Origin of the sequence: Microbacterium sp. ZW CA_36, assembly GCF_044987475.1 — a bacterium.
GTDB lineage: Bacteria > Actinomycetota > Actinomycetes > Actinomycetales > Microbacteriaceae > Microbacterium.
In genome coordinates this window covers 12,272-27,222 of the sequence record NZ_JBJDRL010000053.1, presented here as the reverse complement: position 1 = coordinate 27,222, position 14,951 = coordinate 12,272, and the positions used below count along the sequence as shown (strand labels likewise).

12 protein-coding genes and 1 tRNA gene are annotated in these 14,951 nt (G+C 69.4%); 2 read left to right on the top strand and 11 right to left on the bottom strand.

The features are described from left to right. The 9 genes from ACI3KX_RS17395 to ACI3KX_RS17355 all read right to left on the bottom strand — a co-directional run. A partial coding sequence (locus tag ACI3KX_RS17395; protein WP_404910502.1) for a hypothetical protein occupies positions 1–905 on the bottom strand: 905 nt, incomplete at its 3' end. 124 nt (positions 906–1,029) lie between these two features. Beyond that, entirely contained in the window at positions 1,030–1,593 is a 564-nt protein-coding gene (locus ACI3KX_RS17390; RefSeq protein ID WP_404910501.1) for a YbaK/EbsC family protein, read from the bottom strand. Between the two features lie 52 nt (positions 1,594–1,645). Beyond that, positions 1,646–1,730, bottom strand: a tRNA-Tyr gene (locus ACI3KX_RS17385). 123 nt (positions 1,731–1,853) lie between these two features. Beyond that, entirely contained in the window at positions 1,854–2,765 is a 912-nt protein-coding gene (locus ACI3KX_RS17380) for a PfkB family carbohydrate kinase (RefSeq protein ID WP_404910500.1), read from the bottom strand. Next, the gene (locus tag ACI3KX_RS17375; protein ID WP_404910499.1) at positions 2,762–3,262 is read right to left on the bottom strand and encodes an FBP domain-containing protein; all 501 of its coding nucleotides are present in this window, start codon (positions 3,260–3,262) and stop codon (positions 2,762–2,764) included. Before ACI3KX_RS17375 ends, ACI3KX_RS17380 begins: the two co-directional genes overlap by 4 nt. Before the next feature lie 112 nt (positions 3,263–3,374). Further along, positions 3,375–4,289, bottom strand: coding sequence for a bile acid:sodium symporter family protein (locus ACI3KX_RS17370; RefSeq protein ID WP_404910498.1), 915 nt, complete (start codon positions 4,287–4,289; stop codon positions 3,375–3,377). A 135-nt stretch (positions 4,290–4,424) separates the two neighbouring features. Continuing rightward, the gene (locus ACI3KX_RS17365; RefSeq protein ID WP_404910497.1) at positions 4,425–5,366 is read right to left on the bottom strand and encodes a sugar ABC transporter permease; all 942 of its coding nucleotides are present in this window, start codon (positions 5,364–5,366) and stop codon (positions 4,425–4,427) included. Between the two features lies 1 nt (position 5,367). Continuing rightward, the gene (locus ACI3KX_RS17360) at positions 5,368–6,987 is read right to left on the bottom strand and encodes an ABC transporter permease subunit (RefSeq protein ID WP_404910496.1); all 1,620 of its coding nucleotides are present in this window, start codon (positions 6,985–6,987) and stop codon (positions 5,368–5,370) included. Between the two features lie 95 nt (positions 6,988–7,082). Then, complete coding sequence (locus ACI3KX_RS17355; RefSeq protein ID WP_363354196.1) at positions 7,083–8,309, bottom strand: extracellular solute-binding protein; 1,227 nt, start codon at positions 8,307–8,309, stop codon at positions 7,083–7,085. Between the two features lie 276 nt (positions 8,310–8,585). Here ACI3KX_RS17355 and ACI3KX_RS17350 point away from each other — a divergent pair, with 276 nt between their 5' ends. Next, positions 8,586–9,074: a YajQ family cyclic di-GMP-binding protein gene (locus ACI3KX_RS17350; protein WP_404910495.1), complete on the top strand. Its 489-nt coding sequence runs from the start codon at positions 8,586–8,588 to the stop codon at positions 9,072–9,074. A gap of 49 nt (positions 9,075–9,123) precedes the next feature. Continuing rightward, the gene (locus tag ACI3KX_RS17345; protein WP_404910494.1) at positions 9,124–9,744 is read left to right on the top strand and encodes a chemotaxis protein CheY; all 621 of its coding nucleotides are present in this window, start codon (positions 9,124–9,126) and stop codon (positions 9,742–9,744) included. Here the strand turns inward: ACI3KX_RS17345 and ACI3KX_RS17340 are convergent. Both ACI3KX_RS17340 and ACI3KX_RS17335 read right to left on the bottom strand, forming a co-directional pair. Next, positions 9,698–11,002 carry a M1 family metallopeptidase gene (locus tag ACI3KX_RS17340; RefSeq protein ID WP_404910493.1) on the bottom strand — a complete coding sequence of 435 codons (1,305 nt, stop codon included), beginning with the start codon at positions 11,000–11,002 and terminating at the stop codon, positions 9,698–9,700. The two genes, ACI3KX_RS17345 and ACI3KX_RS17340, sit on opposite strands and share 47 nt — an antisense overlap. Then, on the bottom strand, positions 10,999–14,946 hold the full coding sequence (locus ACI3KX_RS17335) for a Pls/PosA family non-ribosomal peptide synthetase (RefSeq protein ID WP_404910492.1): 3,948 nt from the start codon (positions 14,944–14,946) through the stop codon (positions 10,999–11,001). Before ACI3KX_RS17335 ends, ACI3KX_RS17340 begins: the two co-directional genes overlap by 4 nt. Positions 14,947–14,951: the final 5 nt, after the last annotated feature.

The following is a 14,951-nucleotide window of genomic DNA, read 5'->3' as shown; positions in this document are numbered from 1 at the left end:
GCCGGGGCAGCCTGCGGCTCGGCGTGCGCGACCGGCTCGATCGCCGTGAAGACGTGGGCGCCGGGCGACGGGTACCCGGTGTAGTACGCGTTCCAGTCGGGCGAGCCGTCGGGAAGCATCGGCAGCGGTGTGACGGCGTCGACGTACGTCGGCCACGGGAGCAGCTCCTGCGCGGCCGGTGCCGCGGGGGCGGCGAGCGCGCCGTACGGGGCCGGCGGTGCGAGAGGGGCGTGCGCGACGTGGGCGTGCGGCTTCTTGGGGGCGAACAGCACGTTGACGAGCGGAACGAGGGCGGTGCCGAGCGCGGCGAGGATCGCGACGGCCACGACGATGCGCCAGTAGATGTCGGCGAGGAGGAGCCACTCCCCGAAGGCGAGCGGGATGATGAGCAGTGCGGCCAGTGCGACGACGAGCGAGATGGTGATGACCGCGACGGTGCGGGTGAAGGGCGTGTCGTAGCGCTGGAAGGCCTTGAGGTAGAACCGCACGTGCAGCAGCACCAGCTGAAGGATCAGCACGATGAGCAGGAACTGGATGAACCGCGAGAATCCGAGCCAGGGGTAGCGCTCCGGCATCCAGATCATGATGGCGCCGAGCAGGAGCGCCACGATCCACGACCCCATGCTGGCCAGTGCGAACCACGCGGGGCGAGTCGGCGCCAGGTGCGCGTCGAGGATCGCGACGCCGGCGAAGCCCACCAGCAGCAGGATCGTCAGGAACGCCCGGCCGATGATGTCGTTCTGAGAGCCCAGGAGTACCCAGAGCACGCACACGACGGCGGCGGCGATGAGTGCGCCGATCGCCACCCAGATGGCGGCGCGCAGCAGCGACGAGCGGGAGCCGTCGGCGTGCGCGGCCTGATCCATCGCCGGGGCGGGCGTCGCATACGGGTCGGGCGCGGTCATGGCGTTCCTCTCGTGATGCGGGCGGACTGCCTGCACTGCCATCCTGACACGCCGCACCGCACCGCGTGGATGCCGATTCCGTGGTGCGCAGGCGAAGCCTCCGGGAGGTGCGAAGCCGGATGCCTCACCCCGTGGCGCGTCCGAGCCCTTCGACCAGTTCGGCGCCGGGAAGCGCGAGGAGGGCACGGCCCGGCAGGAACAGCTTGCTGCCGCGCACTCCCCCGCCGATGACCACCTCGGGCGCAGCCGCGACGGCCGCGTCGACGAAGATCGGCCAGCCGGCCGGAAGCCCGATCGGGGTGATGCCGCCGTACTCCATGCCGCTCAGCTCGACTGCCTCGTCCATGGGAGCGAACGACGCGCTCCGCACGTCCAGACGCCGGCGCACGACCCCGTTCACGTCGGCTCGTGTTGTGGCGAGCACCATGCAGGCGGCGAACCGCACCTCGCCGCCGCGCTTGCCCTTCACGACGACGCAGTTGGCGGACGCCTCGGGCGCCACCCCGTACCGCTCGCAGAACGCTGCGGTGTCGGCGAGCGCCGCATCGATGGCGGCGACGCCCACCGTCTCGGCGATCTCGGGAGCGAGCCGCGCGAGTCCGTGGGTGACGGCGGGGCTCACGAGTTCGGGATGCCGCGTCGCGGCCTCTGCGGTGAGGGTTCCGGTGGCGGTCCACGTCATGGCCATCAGGCTACCGAGCCTGGAACCACGAAGCGCCCCACGAGGGGGCGCTTGCAAGTGGTGGCGAGTGAGGGATTCGAACCCCCGAAGTCTAAGACGGCTGATTTACAGTCAGATCCCTTTGGCCGCTTGGGTAACTCGCCAGGCGCGCACCCGTCCGACTTTTCCAGACGACCGGAGGCGCGATCCACAATCTTACGCGTAGATGCGCGAGGTCAGAAATCCGCACAGCGGACGCCCCGACGACGCCCGAGGATCACAGCTATTCAGGTGCCGATGTGGTCCATGTCGAGACCGCTGAGCGCACTGGGGGTGCGCAGCAGCGCCCCTTCGAACCGGCACGTGGCTGCCGCGGCATCCATCGCCGACTGCAGCACCGCCTCCCACGCGTCTGCGTCCGCGGGTGTGCTCTCGACGAGTGCGGCGACGGTCGCGGCCAGCGCGGCATCTCCGGCGCCCATCGTGTCGACGATGCGGCCGGGGAGGTTCGAGATCGGCCGCGTCACCACGACGTCGCCGGCCTCGATCGTGGCGCCGGCCGCCCCCTCCGTCGCGAGCACGGCGCGGGCGCCGAGGTCGACGAGGCGGGCGCGCAGCGCATCCAGGCGATCGCCGTAGAGCAGGGCGGCGTCATCCTCGCCGACCTTGACGAGAGCGGCACCCGCCGCCAGCTGCTCGAAGCCCCGCACGAACTCCGCCTTGTCGTGAAGCATGCCGGTCCGCGGATTCGGGTCGACGGCGACCGAGGCGCCCGCCTCCCCGATCGCGTCGGCCAGCTCCGCGGCCTGCTCGGCGTCGTCGAACGCGAGGCAGCTCACGACCACGAGGTCGGCATCCGCGAATGCCCGCCGTTCGGCGTCGCCGAATCTGATGCGCCGCTGCTGTGCCGCCTCGTTGAATTCGTACACGGGCTCGCCGCCGCCGGAGCGTGTGCTCACGGCGCGCGCCGTGCCGATGAGGGAGGGCGTCGCGATGAGATCGACGCCGAAGTCCGCGAGGTAGCGCCGTACGCGCGAGGCGGGCTCGTCGTCGCCCAGCATCGCGACGAGGGTCGCGGGTACGCCCAGCTGCGCGAGCCCGACGGCGACGTTCAACGCGGCCCCGCCGACGAACTCCCGCACGCCGTGGTCGTCGCGCAGCTCGTCGATCAGCGCGTCGCCCACCACCACGACGGTCATCGCGCGACCCCTGCGGTCTCGAGCACGCGGCCCACGAAGGCCTCGGTGCGGCGCCGGGTGCCGTCGATCTTGCGGTCGACGCTCGCGCGCACCTCATTCGGGGCCAGCGGCGCGGCCAGCCGCACGTTCTCGTGGCACGACAGGTCGGCGCAGATGTACGTGCCGACGCTGTCGCCGTGGACGCCCGCCTCACCGGCCTTGCGCGCCGTGTACATCACCACCTGGTCTGCCGGCTGCATGGTGTGGCACAGGTTGCACAGCGCGGCACGGGCGTGCGACGACCCCTCGGCGCCGCGCAGCACGATGCCCGCCGGCTCGCCGTCGATCTCGGCGACGAGGTAGCCACGGCCGCGGCTTCGCGGGTCGCGCCACGCCAGGAAATCGAGGTGATCCCAGTCGGTGAGCATGAAGTCGGCAGGCAGGGTCACGAGCCGCAGCTCGTCCGACGATGCGTTCACGAACGACGAACGCACTTCTTCCTCGGTCAGTGGGCGCATGGCACCTCCTCGCCCGCCCAGTCTACGAATGACGGATGCCTGCGCCACCCCGCCTCCCGCCGCCGCCCCGACCGCGAGACTTCAGCGCGTGGATCCCGACGCCGCAGCGCGGTCAGCGCGGGGCGGACTCGGCGGCGTCGTCGATGGGGCCGGTGGGCTCGGCTGCGGCATCCGCTCCCGTGCTGCGGTCGCGGATGAGGAACCCGAACGCGAACGCGATGAAGAACATGAGCACGCCGTACACGGCGGCGGGGAGCGAGAGCTCCACCGAGCCCAGCACCGTCTGCGCGATGACGATCGCCAGAGTGGCGTTGTGGATGCCGATCTCGAACGACGATGCGATCGACTGCCGTCTGCCCACCTTCGCCAGGCGCGGGGCGAAGTAGCCGATCGTGAGGCTGATGAGGCAGAACACGATCGTGATGAGCGACAGGCGGCCGAAGTTCTCGAGGAGGAGCGCCCAGTTCTGCGCGACGGCCCCGACGATGACGACGACGAGGATGACGACCGATGCGATGCGCACCGGCTTGTTCATCGCCGTCGCGAACCGCGGCCAGAAGCGGCGCACGATCATTCCGAGTGCGACCGGGAGCAGCACGATCGCGAAGACCTCGATGGTCTTCGCCCACTGCAGTCCGAGCTGGTCGTCGAACGGGTTGAAGTAGAGGATCGCCAGGTTCGTGATGAGCGGGAGCGTGAACACGGCGATCACGGAGTTCACCGCCGTGAGCGAGATGTTCAGGGCCACATCGCCTCGGAACAGGTGACTGTAGAGATTGGCGGTGGTTCCGCCCGGCGATGCGGCGAGCATCATCATGCCGACCGCCAGCACGGGCGGCAGCTGGAACGCCAGCACGAGACCGAAGCAGATCAGGGGCAGCAGGACCAGCTGGCACAGCAGCGCGACGATCACCGCCTTCGGCTGCTTGAGGACGCGGGTGAAGTCGCCGGGGGTGAGGCTCATGCCGAGCCCGAACATGATGATGCCGAGGGCTACGGGCAGCCCGATGGTGGTCAACGCTGACATGGCACTCAGTGTGCAGGATCCTGCGACCGCGTGTCACGGAAAGTCCACAGCCTGCCGCGGCACGACCCGGGCGCGGGCGCGCCACAAAAGGCGGAGCGGATGCCGCGGCATCCGCTCCGCCCGTTCGAGGTCGTCTCAGCCCTTGGTCGCGCCGGCGGTCAGTCCGCCCACGATGTACTTCTGCAGGAGCAGGAACACCACGACCACCGGGATCGCTGCCATGACCGCACCGGCTGAGAACGCCGACCAGTCCGCGTAGCGGGGGTTGGAGACCAGCTTCGTCAACCCGACGACGAGGGTCTGCTTCTCCGGGTCGATCAGCATGACGCTCGCGATGACGTACTCGTTGACGATGCCGATGAAGGACAGCAGGCCCACCACCGCGAGGATCGGCGCCACCAGACGCAGGATGATCGTGAAGAAGATGCGCGCATGGCCGGCGCCGTCGATCTTCGCCGCCTCGTCGAGCTCCTTGGGGATCGTGTTGAAGAACCCGTACATGAGGTACGTGTTGACGCCCAGCGCACCGCCGAGATAGATCAGGATCAGACCGCTGAGCGTGTTCAGGCCGATCGCCGGGAACCAGTCGCCGATGGTGCTCATCATGAGGAAGATCGCGACCACGGCGAGCAGCTGCGGGAACATCTGCACCACGACGATCGTGATCAGGCCCACGCGGCGGCCCGCGAAGCGCATGCGCGAGAACGCGTACGCGGCGAGCGCCCCGATGAACACCATGACGAAGCCGGTGACCGTGGCCACGACGATCGTGTTGAGGAACCACATCGGGTACGGGATCTGCGGATCGGTCAGGATGCGCACGTAGCTGTCGATGCCGATCGCCGAGAACAGTTGGTTCGACCCCGTCAGGGTGCCCTGCGGGTTCAGCGACGCCGACAGGACGTACAGCAGCGGGAAGATCGCGAAGATCGAGACCACGATCGCGACGACATGGCGCCACCCCGTGTCGGCGAACCACCGGCCGAAGGAACGGCGACGCTGGGTCGGCTCGTACTCCGTCGCCGCGGTCGTGCTCTGCGCGGTCTGGTCACTGTGTGACAGTCGGACCTCGGTCATGTCAGTTCAACTCCTCGAGGGCCTTGGTCTTGCGGAAGCTGACGATCGAGATCAGGGCGACCACGATGAAGATGAGGATCGTGAAGGCGGATGCGAGGCCGTAGTCGCGGTTCTCGCCGGTGAACGCCACCTTGTAGACCATCGAGATCAGGATGTCGGTGTGCCCGACGCGGATCGCCGTGTCCTCCATGCGCGGACCGCCCCCGGTGAGCATGTAGATCAGGTTGAAGTTGTTGAAGTTGAACGCGAACGACGCGATCAGGAGCGGCGTCACGGTCACCAGCAGCAGCGGAAGCTTGATGCGGCGGAAGATCTGCCACGGGTTCGCGCCGTCCATCACGCCGGCCTCGTTGACCTCATCCGGGATTCCCTGCAGCGCGCCCATGCACACCAGGAACATGTAGGGGAAGCCGAGCCACAGATTCACCAGGAGCACCGAGACCTTGGCGAGCCACGGGTCGGTGAGCCACGGGATCTCGGCCCCACCCAGCAGCACCTGGTTGATGAATCCGAAGCTCTCGTTCATCATGCCCGCCCACACGAGCGCCCCCAGGAAGGCGGGGAACGCGTACGGCAGGATCAGCATGATCCGGTACGTGTTCTTGAAGCGCATGCCCTTGTGGTTGAACACCAGTGCGAGCAGGAGACCGAGGAAGAAGGTGGAGGCCACCGACACCGCGGCGAACACGAAGGTCCACGCGGTCACGGAGAGGAGGGGCCCCCGGATCGAGGCATCCGTCACCGCTTTGACGAAGTTCTCGAAGCCGACGAAGACCTGCCAGCCCGGGAGCAGCTCCTCCCCCTCGTCCGAGACGAACGCGCCCTCGCCGTTGTCGGTGTACACGGTGCCCGTGTTGGTGTCGGTCATCGTGGCGGCCGTCGCGTCGTACTCGAGAGTCGAGACGTACAGGTAGCCCTTCTGGCCGTCCTGCGTGCGGATCGCGCCGTCGTTCGGGTCGTCGCTGTACGGGACGGCGAGCGCCTCGATGTCGTTGCTGCGCGAGAGCACGTCGGCGAACTGGAGGGTCGTCCAGCCGTCGACGGCGACGGCCTTGCCGCCCTCCATCGTGGCGTCGTCGACCGGCTCGAGCGGCTGCAGGTTGGTGCCCAGCGAGACATCGCCGTCGGTGGGGTCGGTCACGAGCAGACCGAGTTCGCCGACACGCTCGACCACGGTGACATCGAACGTCGGCGAGTCCTCGACGCGCACGAGCGAGGACCGCATGAGCGAGGCGACGGCCTGGTCCTTGCTGCCGTTGTGGCCGGTGCCGTAGTTGGTGAAGCCGATGTAGCCCGTATAGACGAGCGTGAAGATCTGGAAGACGATGAGCAACAGGATGCCCGGCGTCAGGTACTTGGCGGGGATCTGCTTGCGCGAGAAGTAGATCCAGTTCACCAGGATCGTCACAGCGGCGACGAGGGCGAGAACGAGCCACTCGTTGTGCAGGAACAGCACGAACACCGCGAAGACGGCGACGGCGTCCACGATCGCGAGCAGCGCGATCTTGAAGATCAGCCAGCGCAGGCGGCCGCCGGCTGCATCGGCCATTCGCGCGGCGCTGCGCTGCCGTGGGCTCGGAGGCGCCGTGTCTTCGGTCGCCGTCGTGAGGGTGTCGGTCATGCTTCGTCCTCGTCGTGGGTGGAGCCATGACCGGGGCGGGTGCGCGAGCACCCACCCCGGTCACCGTTGCGGTCCGTGGGACCGCGACGGACTGCTTACTGGATGGCGGTGGTCACGTCATCGACGAGCTTCTGCCACGTCGCGGTGGGGTCGGCACCGTTGATGATCGCCGCCTCGGCCACGCCCCAGAACTCCCAGACCGCACCCATCTGCGGGATGGCGGGCATCGGGACGGCCTCGGCGCCGACGGCCTGGAAGCCGGCGACGATCGGGTCGGAGGCGGCCGCGTCCGCAGCGGCGGTGAGGGCCGGCAGCACGTTGCCGGCCTCGAACAGCGACAGCTGGACGTCCTCGGTGCCGATGTAGTTGACGAGGAAGTCGTTCGCGGCGACCTTGTTGTCGGACTCCGAGCTCACGAAGAAGCCCTTGACACCGGCGAACGGCTGCGCCGGGGCGTCGGTCGGGCTGGGGATGACATCGATCGCGACGTTGATGCCGCCGTCGACCGCCGCGCCCACGTTCCACGGGCCGGTCAACCAGAAGGCCGCCTCACCGGCGAGGAACTTGTCCTTCGCGATCTGACCGTCGATGTCGGTGTTGAACGCACCGGCGGCACCCTGCGCGCCGAGCCACGTGGCGAACTCGAAGCCGCCCTCGTTGCCCATCTGCAGGTCGGTCGGGTCGTAGTTGCCCTCTGCGTCGGTGCCGAACACCGGAGCGCCGAAGGCCGTCTGGTACGGGTACAGGTGGTAGGGGTTGCCCTCGACGCCCTGCTCCACGACGAACGGCGTGGCCAGGCCCGCCGCGGTGCCCTTGGCGATCATGTCGTCGAAGCTCGCCGCTGCCTCGGGGATGAGGTCCGCGTTACGGAGCACCGCGATGTTCTCGACCGCATACGGGAGCATGTAGGTCGTACCCTCGTAGGTCGACGCCTGCAGCGCGACGGGAGCGTAGTCGGCAGCGGTGTCGCCGAGCTCGATCGGGGCGACGACGCCGTTCGACGAGAGCTCGCCGAGCCAGTCGTGCGCGCCCATGACGACGTCGGGTCCGCGGCCGGTGGGCGCCTGCTGGATGAAGTCGTTCTTGATGTTGTCGACGTCCTTGCCGACGAGGTCGACCTCGACACCGGTCTTCTCGGTGTAGGCCTCTGCGGCGCCCTTCAGTGCGTCGACACGCTCGGTGTCGACCCAGACGGTCAGTTCGGTCGACGCGTCGCCCTCATCGCTGTCGGCCGGGGTGCCGCTGCCGGCGCAGCCGGCGAGGACGATGGATGCGACGGCCAGGCCGCCGAGAGCGAGCCAGCTCTTCTTGTTCACCTTCATCGGTGCAGTGCCTCTCTGGAGTACTGAGTGAGTTCGGCCGCGTTGCCGATCGCGACAGTGCGGCTGTGACTCGTGCTGCGAAATGCAAGCGCTTACATTATTACCTTGCGCCGTGAGATCTGGCAACACGGGCTTGGGATCGATATCCCGCCGTGATAGAGCGAAAGAATTTGGAATCGCTTGCAGGCGCTTTCCCATGTCACGCCGGCTCTGGATCGCCGGGACCGCGCCACGACACCGGGGCGCGGCATCCGCTCGGCCACTAAACTTCCCCGCATGGCAGATTCCTCGTTCGACATCGTCAGCAAGGTCGACCACCAGGAGGCGGAGAACGCCCTCAACCAGGCGCGCAAAGAGATCGAGCAGCGCTACGACTTCAAGGGCACCGGCGCCTCCGTCGAGTGGAGCGGCGAGTCGGTGCTCATCAAGGCGAGCACCGAGGAGCGCGCGAAGGCGGTGCTCGACGTGTTCCAGTCGAAGCTCATCAAGCGCGGCATCTCACTGAAGAGCCTCGAGTCCGGCGAGCCCTTCGCCAGCGGCAAGGAGTACCGGATCGTCTCGACGATCAAGGACGGCATCTCGTCGGAGAATGCGAAGAAGATCTCGAAGATCATCCGCGACGAAGGCCCCAAGGGCGTCAAGTCGCAGATCCAGGGAGACGAGCTGCGCGTGCAGTCCAAGTCCCGCGACGACCTGCAGGAGGTGCAGCGCCTGCTGAAGGCCTCCGACCTCGAGGTCGACCTCCAGTTCATCAACTACCGGTAGCGCCAGCTCCTGACCTGCGGTGTTTCAGGCAGCGGACGGAGGGCACTTCGTGAGCGGCAGCAGTCCTCGCGCCGTGCCGCACACCGGCCGCATCGAGCGCGAGCTCGCGACCACACCTCCCACGCGGCTGCAGCTCGCGTGGAAGGTCGTGCCGAACGGCGCTGCACGACGCGACGTGGCGTGGGATCTTCTGCGTGAGATGCTGGCGCCGGGCGCCGAGCTGTCGAATCCCTGCGCGCGCTGCGGCGGACCACACGGTCCGGTTCGGACGACGGATGGCTCGGCCCGGCCTGCCGTCGCCTATGCGAGCGGCGTCGCCGTCGCGGCGGTCGCCTCGCGCGGTCCTGGCACATTCGCGATCGACGCCGAAGTCGAGACCGACCCGGTGCGGGACGCTGCAGGTCTGAACGGAATCCTCGGCGCTCGATCGGGCGTGCGATTGCGCGACTGGGTGCGGGTGGAGGCTGCCCTCAAGGCGGACGGGCGGGGCCTTCGCGTCGACCCGGGCACGGTCGCCGTCGCACCGGTGGGCGGCCACGGATGGCGGGCGGTCGTGCCGGGCGGACCAGTCATCGGCGGATGGGACATCGACGGCCCCCCGGGCCTCGTCATCAGTGCCGCATTCAGCGAGGCATCGGAGGCAGCTCGGGTCGATCCAGCCACGCCGTGAGCAGCGCGTCGATGTCTGCCCCTGCGAGCCGCACGACCAGGGCACGGAAGTCCGCGGTCGTCACCGAATCGCCGGCGCCGGCGCTCGCCCATTCGCGCAGGAGCGCCGCGAAGCCGCTCTCCCCCATGCGACGTCGCAGCGCATAGAGGGTCAGCGCGCCACGCTTGTATACGCGATCGTCGAACATCAGCCCGGGACCGGGATCGCCCAGCACCAGGTCCTGATCGAGCGCGGCGAGCCGGGCGTGGTGCCGTGCCGCCTTCTCGTGGACGGTCTGGCGGCCCGCTGCCTCTGACCACATCCACTCGGCGTAGCAGGCGAAACCCTCGTTGAGCCAGATGTCCTGCCACCGCGCGACGCCGACGCTGTTGCCGAACCACTGGTGCGCCAGCTCGTGCGCCACCAGGCGCTCCGATGCGGGGTCGAGATGGTTGGCGCCGAAGACCGCCATCCCCTGCGCCTCGAGCGGTATCTCGAGCTCGTCGGGAGTGACCACAAGGGTGCAGGCGTCTTGCGGGTACGGACCGAAGGCGGACTCGAACAGCTGCAGCATGCGCGTGACCGGTGCGAAGGCCGTCGCCACCTCGGTGCGCAGCGCGGGCGGGTGGACGACCGTCACCGGGAACCCGATCGGGCCGGCAGAACCTGGCAGCGTGCTGGAGACGTAGCGTCCGATGTGCACGGCCGTGAGGTACGTGGCCGTCGGCACGTCGGAACGGAACGTGCGGGCTTCGAACTGCCCGCGTCGCGCCGAGCCGACGAGGGCGCCGGTGGCGACCGCGGTGTAGCCGGCATCCGTCGCGACGGTGATCGAATAGCGGGCGCGATCGTCGGGACGGTCGTTGCAGGGGAACCACGTCGGCGCGCCGATGGGCTGAGCTGCAACGAGGGCGCCGTCCTCGAGTTCCTCGAAGCCGATGGTGCCCCAGCGTGTCCGCCGCGGAGCGGGGGCGCCGGCGTACGTCACCTCGATGGAGAATCGCTCCCCCGCCTCCATCCGCCGGGGAAGCACGACCCGCACCTTTCGCGGCCCCTGGGCGTAGGCCGTGCGGCGGTCGCCATCCACGCGCACCCGCGACACGCGGAGCCCGATCAGATCCAAGGCGACCGACGACGTCGGAACGGCAGCGACCGCGTTGACGACGGCTCGGCCCTCCAGGCGGTTGGTGCGCACGCGGTAGGAGAGGTCGAGCTCGTAGGACTCGACGCCGAAGGTGGGATCGCCGCTCTGCGGTGCGTACGCGTCGTGAGCACTCACGATGTCGACTGGTACGCGCGGACCTTGACCGCGCGCCACGGGCCGATCGGATTGCCGCTCCAGCGCGAGCCCACGGGCACGGTCTCGCCGCGCATCACCAGCGAGGCGGGGCCGACCGTCGCGTGGGCGCCGAGTGTCGCCCCTGGCAGGATGACGCTGTGCGGCCCGAGCGTCGCACCAGCCTCCAGTTCCACCGTGTCCATGCTCATGATTCGATCATGGAACAGGTGGGTCTGCACAACGCATCCGCGATTGACGGCCGCGCCGTCACCCAGCGTGACGAGATCGGGCTCGGGAAGCCAATAGCTCTCGCACCACACGCCACGGCCGATCCGCGATCCGAGCGACCGCAGCCACACGGCCAGAGCCGGCGTTCCCGCGGCCGCGCGCGCGAACCAGGGCGCGGCGACCATCTCGGTGAATGTGTCCGAGACCTCGGTGCGCCAGACGAAGCTCGACCACAGGGGCTGCTCGCCCGCGCGGATCGTGCCGACGATGAGCCACTTCGCCGCGGTCGACAGCCCTGCGGCCACCGCACCGGCGGCCAGCATCACGATGCCCGAGACGAGCAGCGTCCACACGGGGCCCACGGTCTCCCACAGCACTGCGAGGCCGAACAGGACACCGAGGCCGATCGCGCAGGTGACGACGACAGGCACGAAGCGGCCGAGTTCCCAGAGGGTGCGCGCGATCCGGAGACCGACGGTCGGCCGGTAGGTGCGGCTCTCGTCGCCCTCGGCCGAGAGCCGACGCAGCCGCACGGCCGGCGATCCGAGCCAGGACGAACCGGGCTTCGCCTTCAGCGGCGCGGACGACAGGACGGCGACGAGCCCGTCGCGGGGCACGCGGTGGCCGGGCGCAGCCATCCCGGAGTTTCCGAGGAAGGCGCGCTTGCCGATGCGGACCGGTCCGAGCCGCATCCAGCCCCCGCGCAGCTCGTACGAGCCGACCATCGTGTCATCGGCGAGGAACGCGCCGTCGTCGATGCGCGTCATCGAGGGGATGAGCAGGACGGTGGATGCCTCGACCTCGCGACCGACGCGCGCACCGAGGAGACGCAGCCATACCGGCGTGAACAGGCTCGAGTACAGCGGGAAGAGCACCGTGCGCGACGAGTCGAGCAGTCTCTCGATGCTCCATGCCTGCCATCCGATCCGGCTGCGCACGGGGTGGGTGCCCTCGCGCAGACCGATCGACAGCACGCGCACCGCGAGCACGACGGACGCCGCGAAGACGACTCCTACTGCGAGGACGGCCGGCACGAGCCACGCCAGCGCCCCGAGGAATGCGACGCCGAGGGTCTCGGCATCCCGGATCCCCTGCGCGATCACCAGCCCGCCGACGGCGAACGACACGAGCGGCAGCAGGGCCAGCGCAACCGACGAGACCGCGTACGCCCAGAGCCAGCGCGTCGGCGCCGGAGCCCGTTCCGCGGGCCAGTCGGACTCGACGCCGCCGACGCGCTCTGCCGGAGATCCGGCCCATGACTGGTCTGCCCGCACACGGCCGAACACGGCCGAACCTGGCGCGATGTCGGCGCGCTGCCCGACCCGGGTACCCGGCGCCAGCGTGCTGCGGGCTCCGATCGTCGCGTCGGCGCCGATGCGCACTTCGCCGACGCGCAGGACGTCGCCGTCGATCCAGGTGCCGGTGAGATCCACCTCGGGCTCGACGGCGGCGCCGTCGCCCAGCTCGAGCATCCCCGTGATGGGAGGCAGCGTATGCATGTCGACGCCGCGCCCGATCTTCGCGCCCAGCGCCCGCGCGTAGTAGGTGACCCACGGCGCGCCGGCGAGGCCGACGGCATCGATCTGGTCGGCGATCTGCTCGGCGAGCCAGAGGCGCAAATGCACGCTGCCGCCGCGCGGGTAGTCGCCTGGGCGCAGGCCCGCCAGGAGCAATCGAGCCGCGACGACGGCGATGGCCATGCGCCCGAAGGGCGTCGCGAACACGGCCAGCCCGATCAAGAGCACCCACCAGGGAGTGCTGGGCAATGCTTCGAAGCCGGGTGCGAGCTGGAGCAGCGCACTGGCTGTGAGCAGGTACAGCAGCCAGCGGATGCCCGTGATGATGAAGAGCGGCACGCCGAGGAGCGTCTGCACCCACTGGGTGGCGCGGGGCGTCGGCACGGGTCGGTGGAACGTCGCCGGCCCGTCGTCCTCCAACGGTCCGAGCGCCTTGGCCATCGAGCTCAAGCGCGGCACATCGTAGATGTCGGCGACGGAGAATTCGGGCACGCGCACGCGGATCCGCGAGACCAGCTGGGCGGCCGCCAGCGACCCGCCGCCGAGGTCGAAGAAGTCGGCCGACCGGCTGGGCACCGGCATGCCGAGCACGGTCTGCCATTGCTCCGCAAGCCAGGCCTCGGCGGGAGACAGTCCCGCCAGCGGCGCCTCGACACCGGGCAGCGGCCACGGAAGCGCCGCCCGGTCGACCTTGCCGGATGTGCGGACCGGAAGTTCGTCGACGACCGCCAGCAGCGGCACGATGGCCGCCGGCAGTCGCTCCGCCAGCAAGGCACGCGCGTGCGCCCGGTCGAAGTCCGCTCCCTCGTTCGCGACGAGATATCCGACGAGCACGGGAACGCCCGCATCGGTCGATCGCACCGCAGCGGCCGCCGCAGTGATCCCCGGCAGGTCCTGCAGCGCCGATTCGACCTCGCCCAGTTCGATGCGGCGCCCGCCGACCTTCACCTGATCATCGGCCCGCCCCATGAAGACGAGCCCTTCGGGTTCGTAGCGCACGAGGTCGCCGGAACGGTAGGCGCGTTCCCAGCCGAGGGTCGGCATCGGCGCGTACTTCTCGGCATCCTTCGAAGGATCGAGGTAGCGGGCCAACCCGACACCGCCGATGATCAGCTCGCCGATGTCGCCCTCGGCGACACGCGCGCCCTCGGCGTCGACGACGGCGAGCGCCCAGCCGTCGAGCGGAAGCCCGATGCGCACGGGGCCGGCGTCGAGCGGCGCCGCGCAGGCGACGACCGTCGCCTCGGTGGGACCGTACGTGTTCCACACCTCGCGGCCGTCGGCGGCCAGACGGGCAGCGAGTTCCGGAGGGCAGGCCTCACCGCCGAAGATCAGCAGCCTCACGTTCTCGATGGACGCCTCCGGCCACATCGCGGCCAGCGTCGGAACCGTCGAGACCACCGTGATGCCCTGCCGGATGAGCCACGGGGCGAGATCCTCGCCGGATCGGACGAGTGCGCGAGGTGCCGGTACGAGGCACGCGCCGTGCCGCCACGCGAGCCACATCTCTTCGCACGATGCGTCGAACGCGACGGAGAGCCCCGCGAGAACCCGGTCGCGCGGCCCGAGCGGTGCCTCCTGCAGGAACAGCCGCGCCTCGGCATCGACGAAGGCGGCTGCGGAGCGGTGCGTGACCGCCACTCCCTTCGGCACTCCTGTGGACCCGGACGTGAAGATGATCCATGCGTCGTCCGTCACGTCCGGCGGCGGAACCGTGACGACCGCATGGGTACTGGGATGTGGCGCATCACCCGTGAACAGGGCAGCGGATGCCGCCACCTCGGCTTCGCCCTCCGCCTGCGCCTCGGCGGAGGTGTAGCCATCGTCGGTGATGACTCCGCGGACCCCTGCCTCGCCGAAGACGAGGCGCGCGCGCTCGTCCGGATCGTCCACGTCCACCGGAACGTACGCCGCACCCACGGCGAGCACGGCGAGGATGGCGATGTACAGCTCCTTCGAGCCGGACGGGACGCGGACGCCCACCCGGTCACCACGGCGTACACCGGCGTCGTGAAGCTGCGCCGCGGTGCGCCCGACACGGGCCATCAGATCTCGATAGCTGAGCGAGCCTGAACCGTCGTCGAGGGCAGATGCTTCGGGATGCCGCGCCGTCGTCTCGCGGAGGATGTCGAGAAGGGTACGGGCAGGGGTCGCTGACCCTGACCTGTCGAGTTCGAGCTGCTCTCGCGGCTCCCCCACCGGCT

Bases quoted from the DNA above. Each gene is read 5' to 3' on its own strand.
- ACI3KX_RS17355 (WP_363354196.1), bottom strand. From the start codon at position 8,309: ATGAAGGTGAACAAGAAGAGCTGGCTCGCTCTCGGCGGCCTGGCCGTC.
- ACI3KX_RS17370 (WP_404910498.1), bottom strand. From the start codon at position 4,289: ATGTCAGCGTTGACCACCATCGGGCTGCCCGTAGCCCTCGGCATCATC.
- ACI3KX_RS17350 (WP_404910495.1), top strand. From the start codon at position 8,586: ATGGCAGATTCCTCGTTCGACATCGTCAGCAAGGTCGACCACCAGGAG.
- ACI3KX_RS17380 (WP_404910500.1), bottom strand. From the start codon at position 2,765: ATGACCGTCGTGGTGGTGGGCGACGCGCTGATCGACGAGCTGCGCGAC.
- ACI3KX_RS17375 (WP_404910499.1), bottom strand. From the start codon at position 3,262: ATGCGCCCACTGACCGAGGAAGAAGTGCGTTCGTCGTTCGTGAACGCA.
- ACI3KX_RS17360 (WP_404910496.1), bottom strand. From the start codon at position 6,987: ATGACCGACACCCTCACGACGGCGACCGAAGACACGGCGCCTCCGAGC.
- ACI3KX_RS17390 (WP_404910501.1), bottom strand. From the start codon at position 1,593: ATGGCCATGACGTGGACCGCCACCGGAACCCTCACCGCAGAGGCCGCG.
- ACI3KX_RS17365 (WP_404910497.1), bottom strand. From the start codon at position 5,366: ATGACCGAGGTCCGACTGTCACACAGTGACCAGACCGCGCAGAGCACG.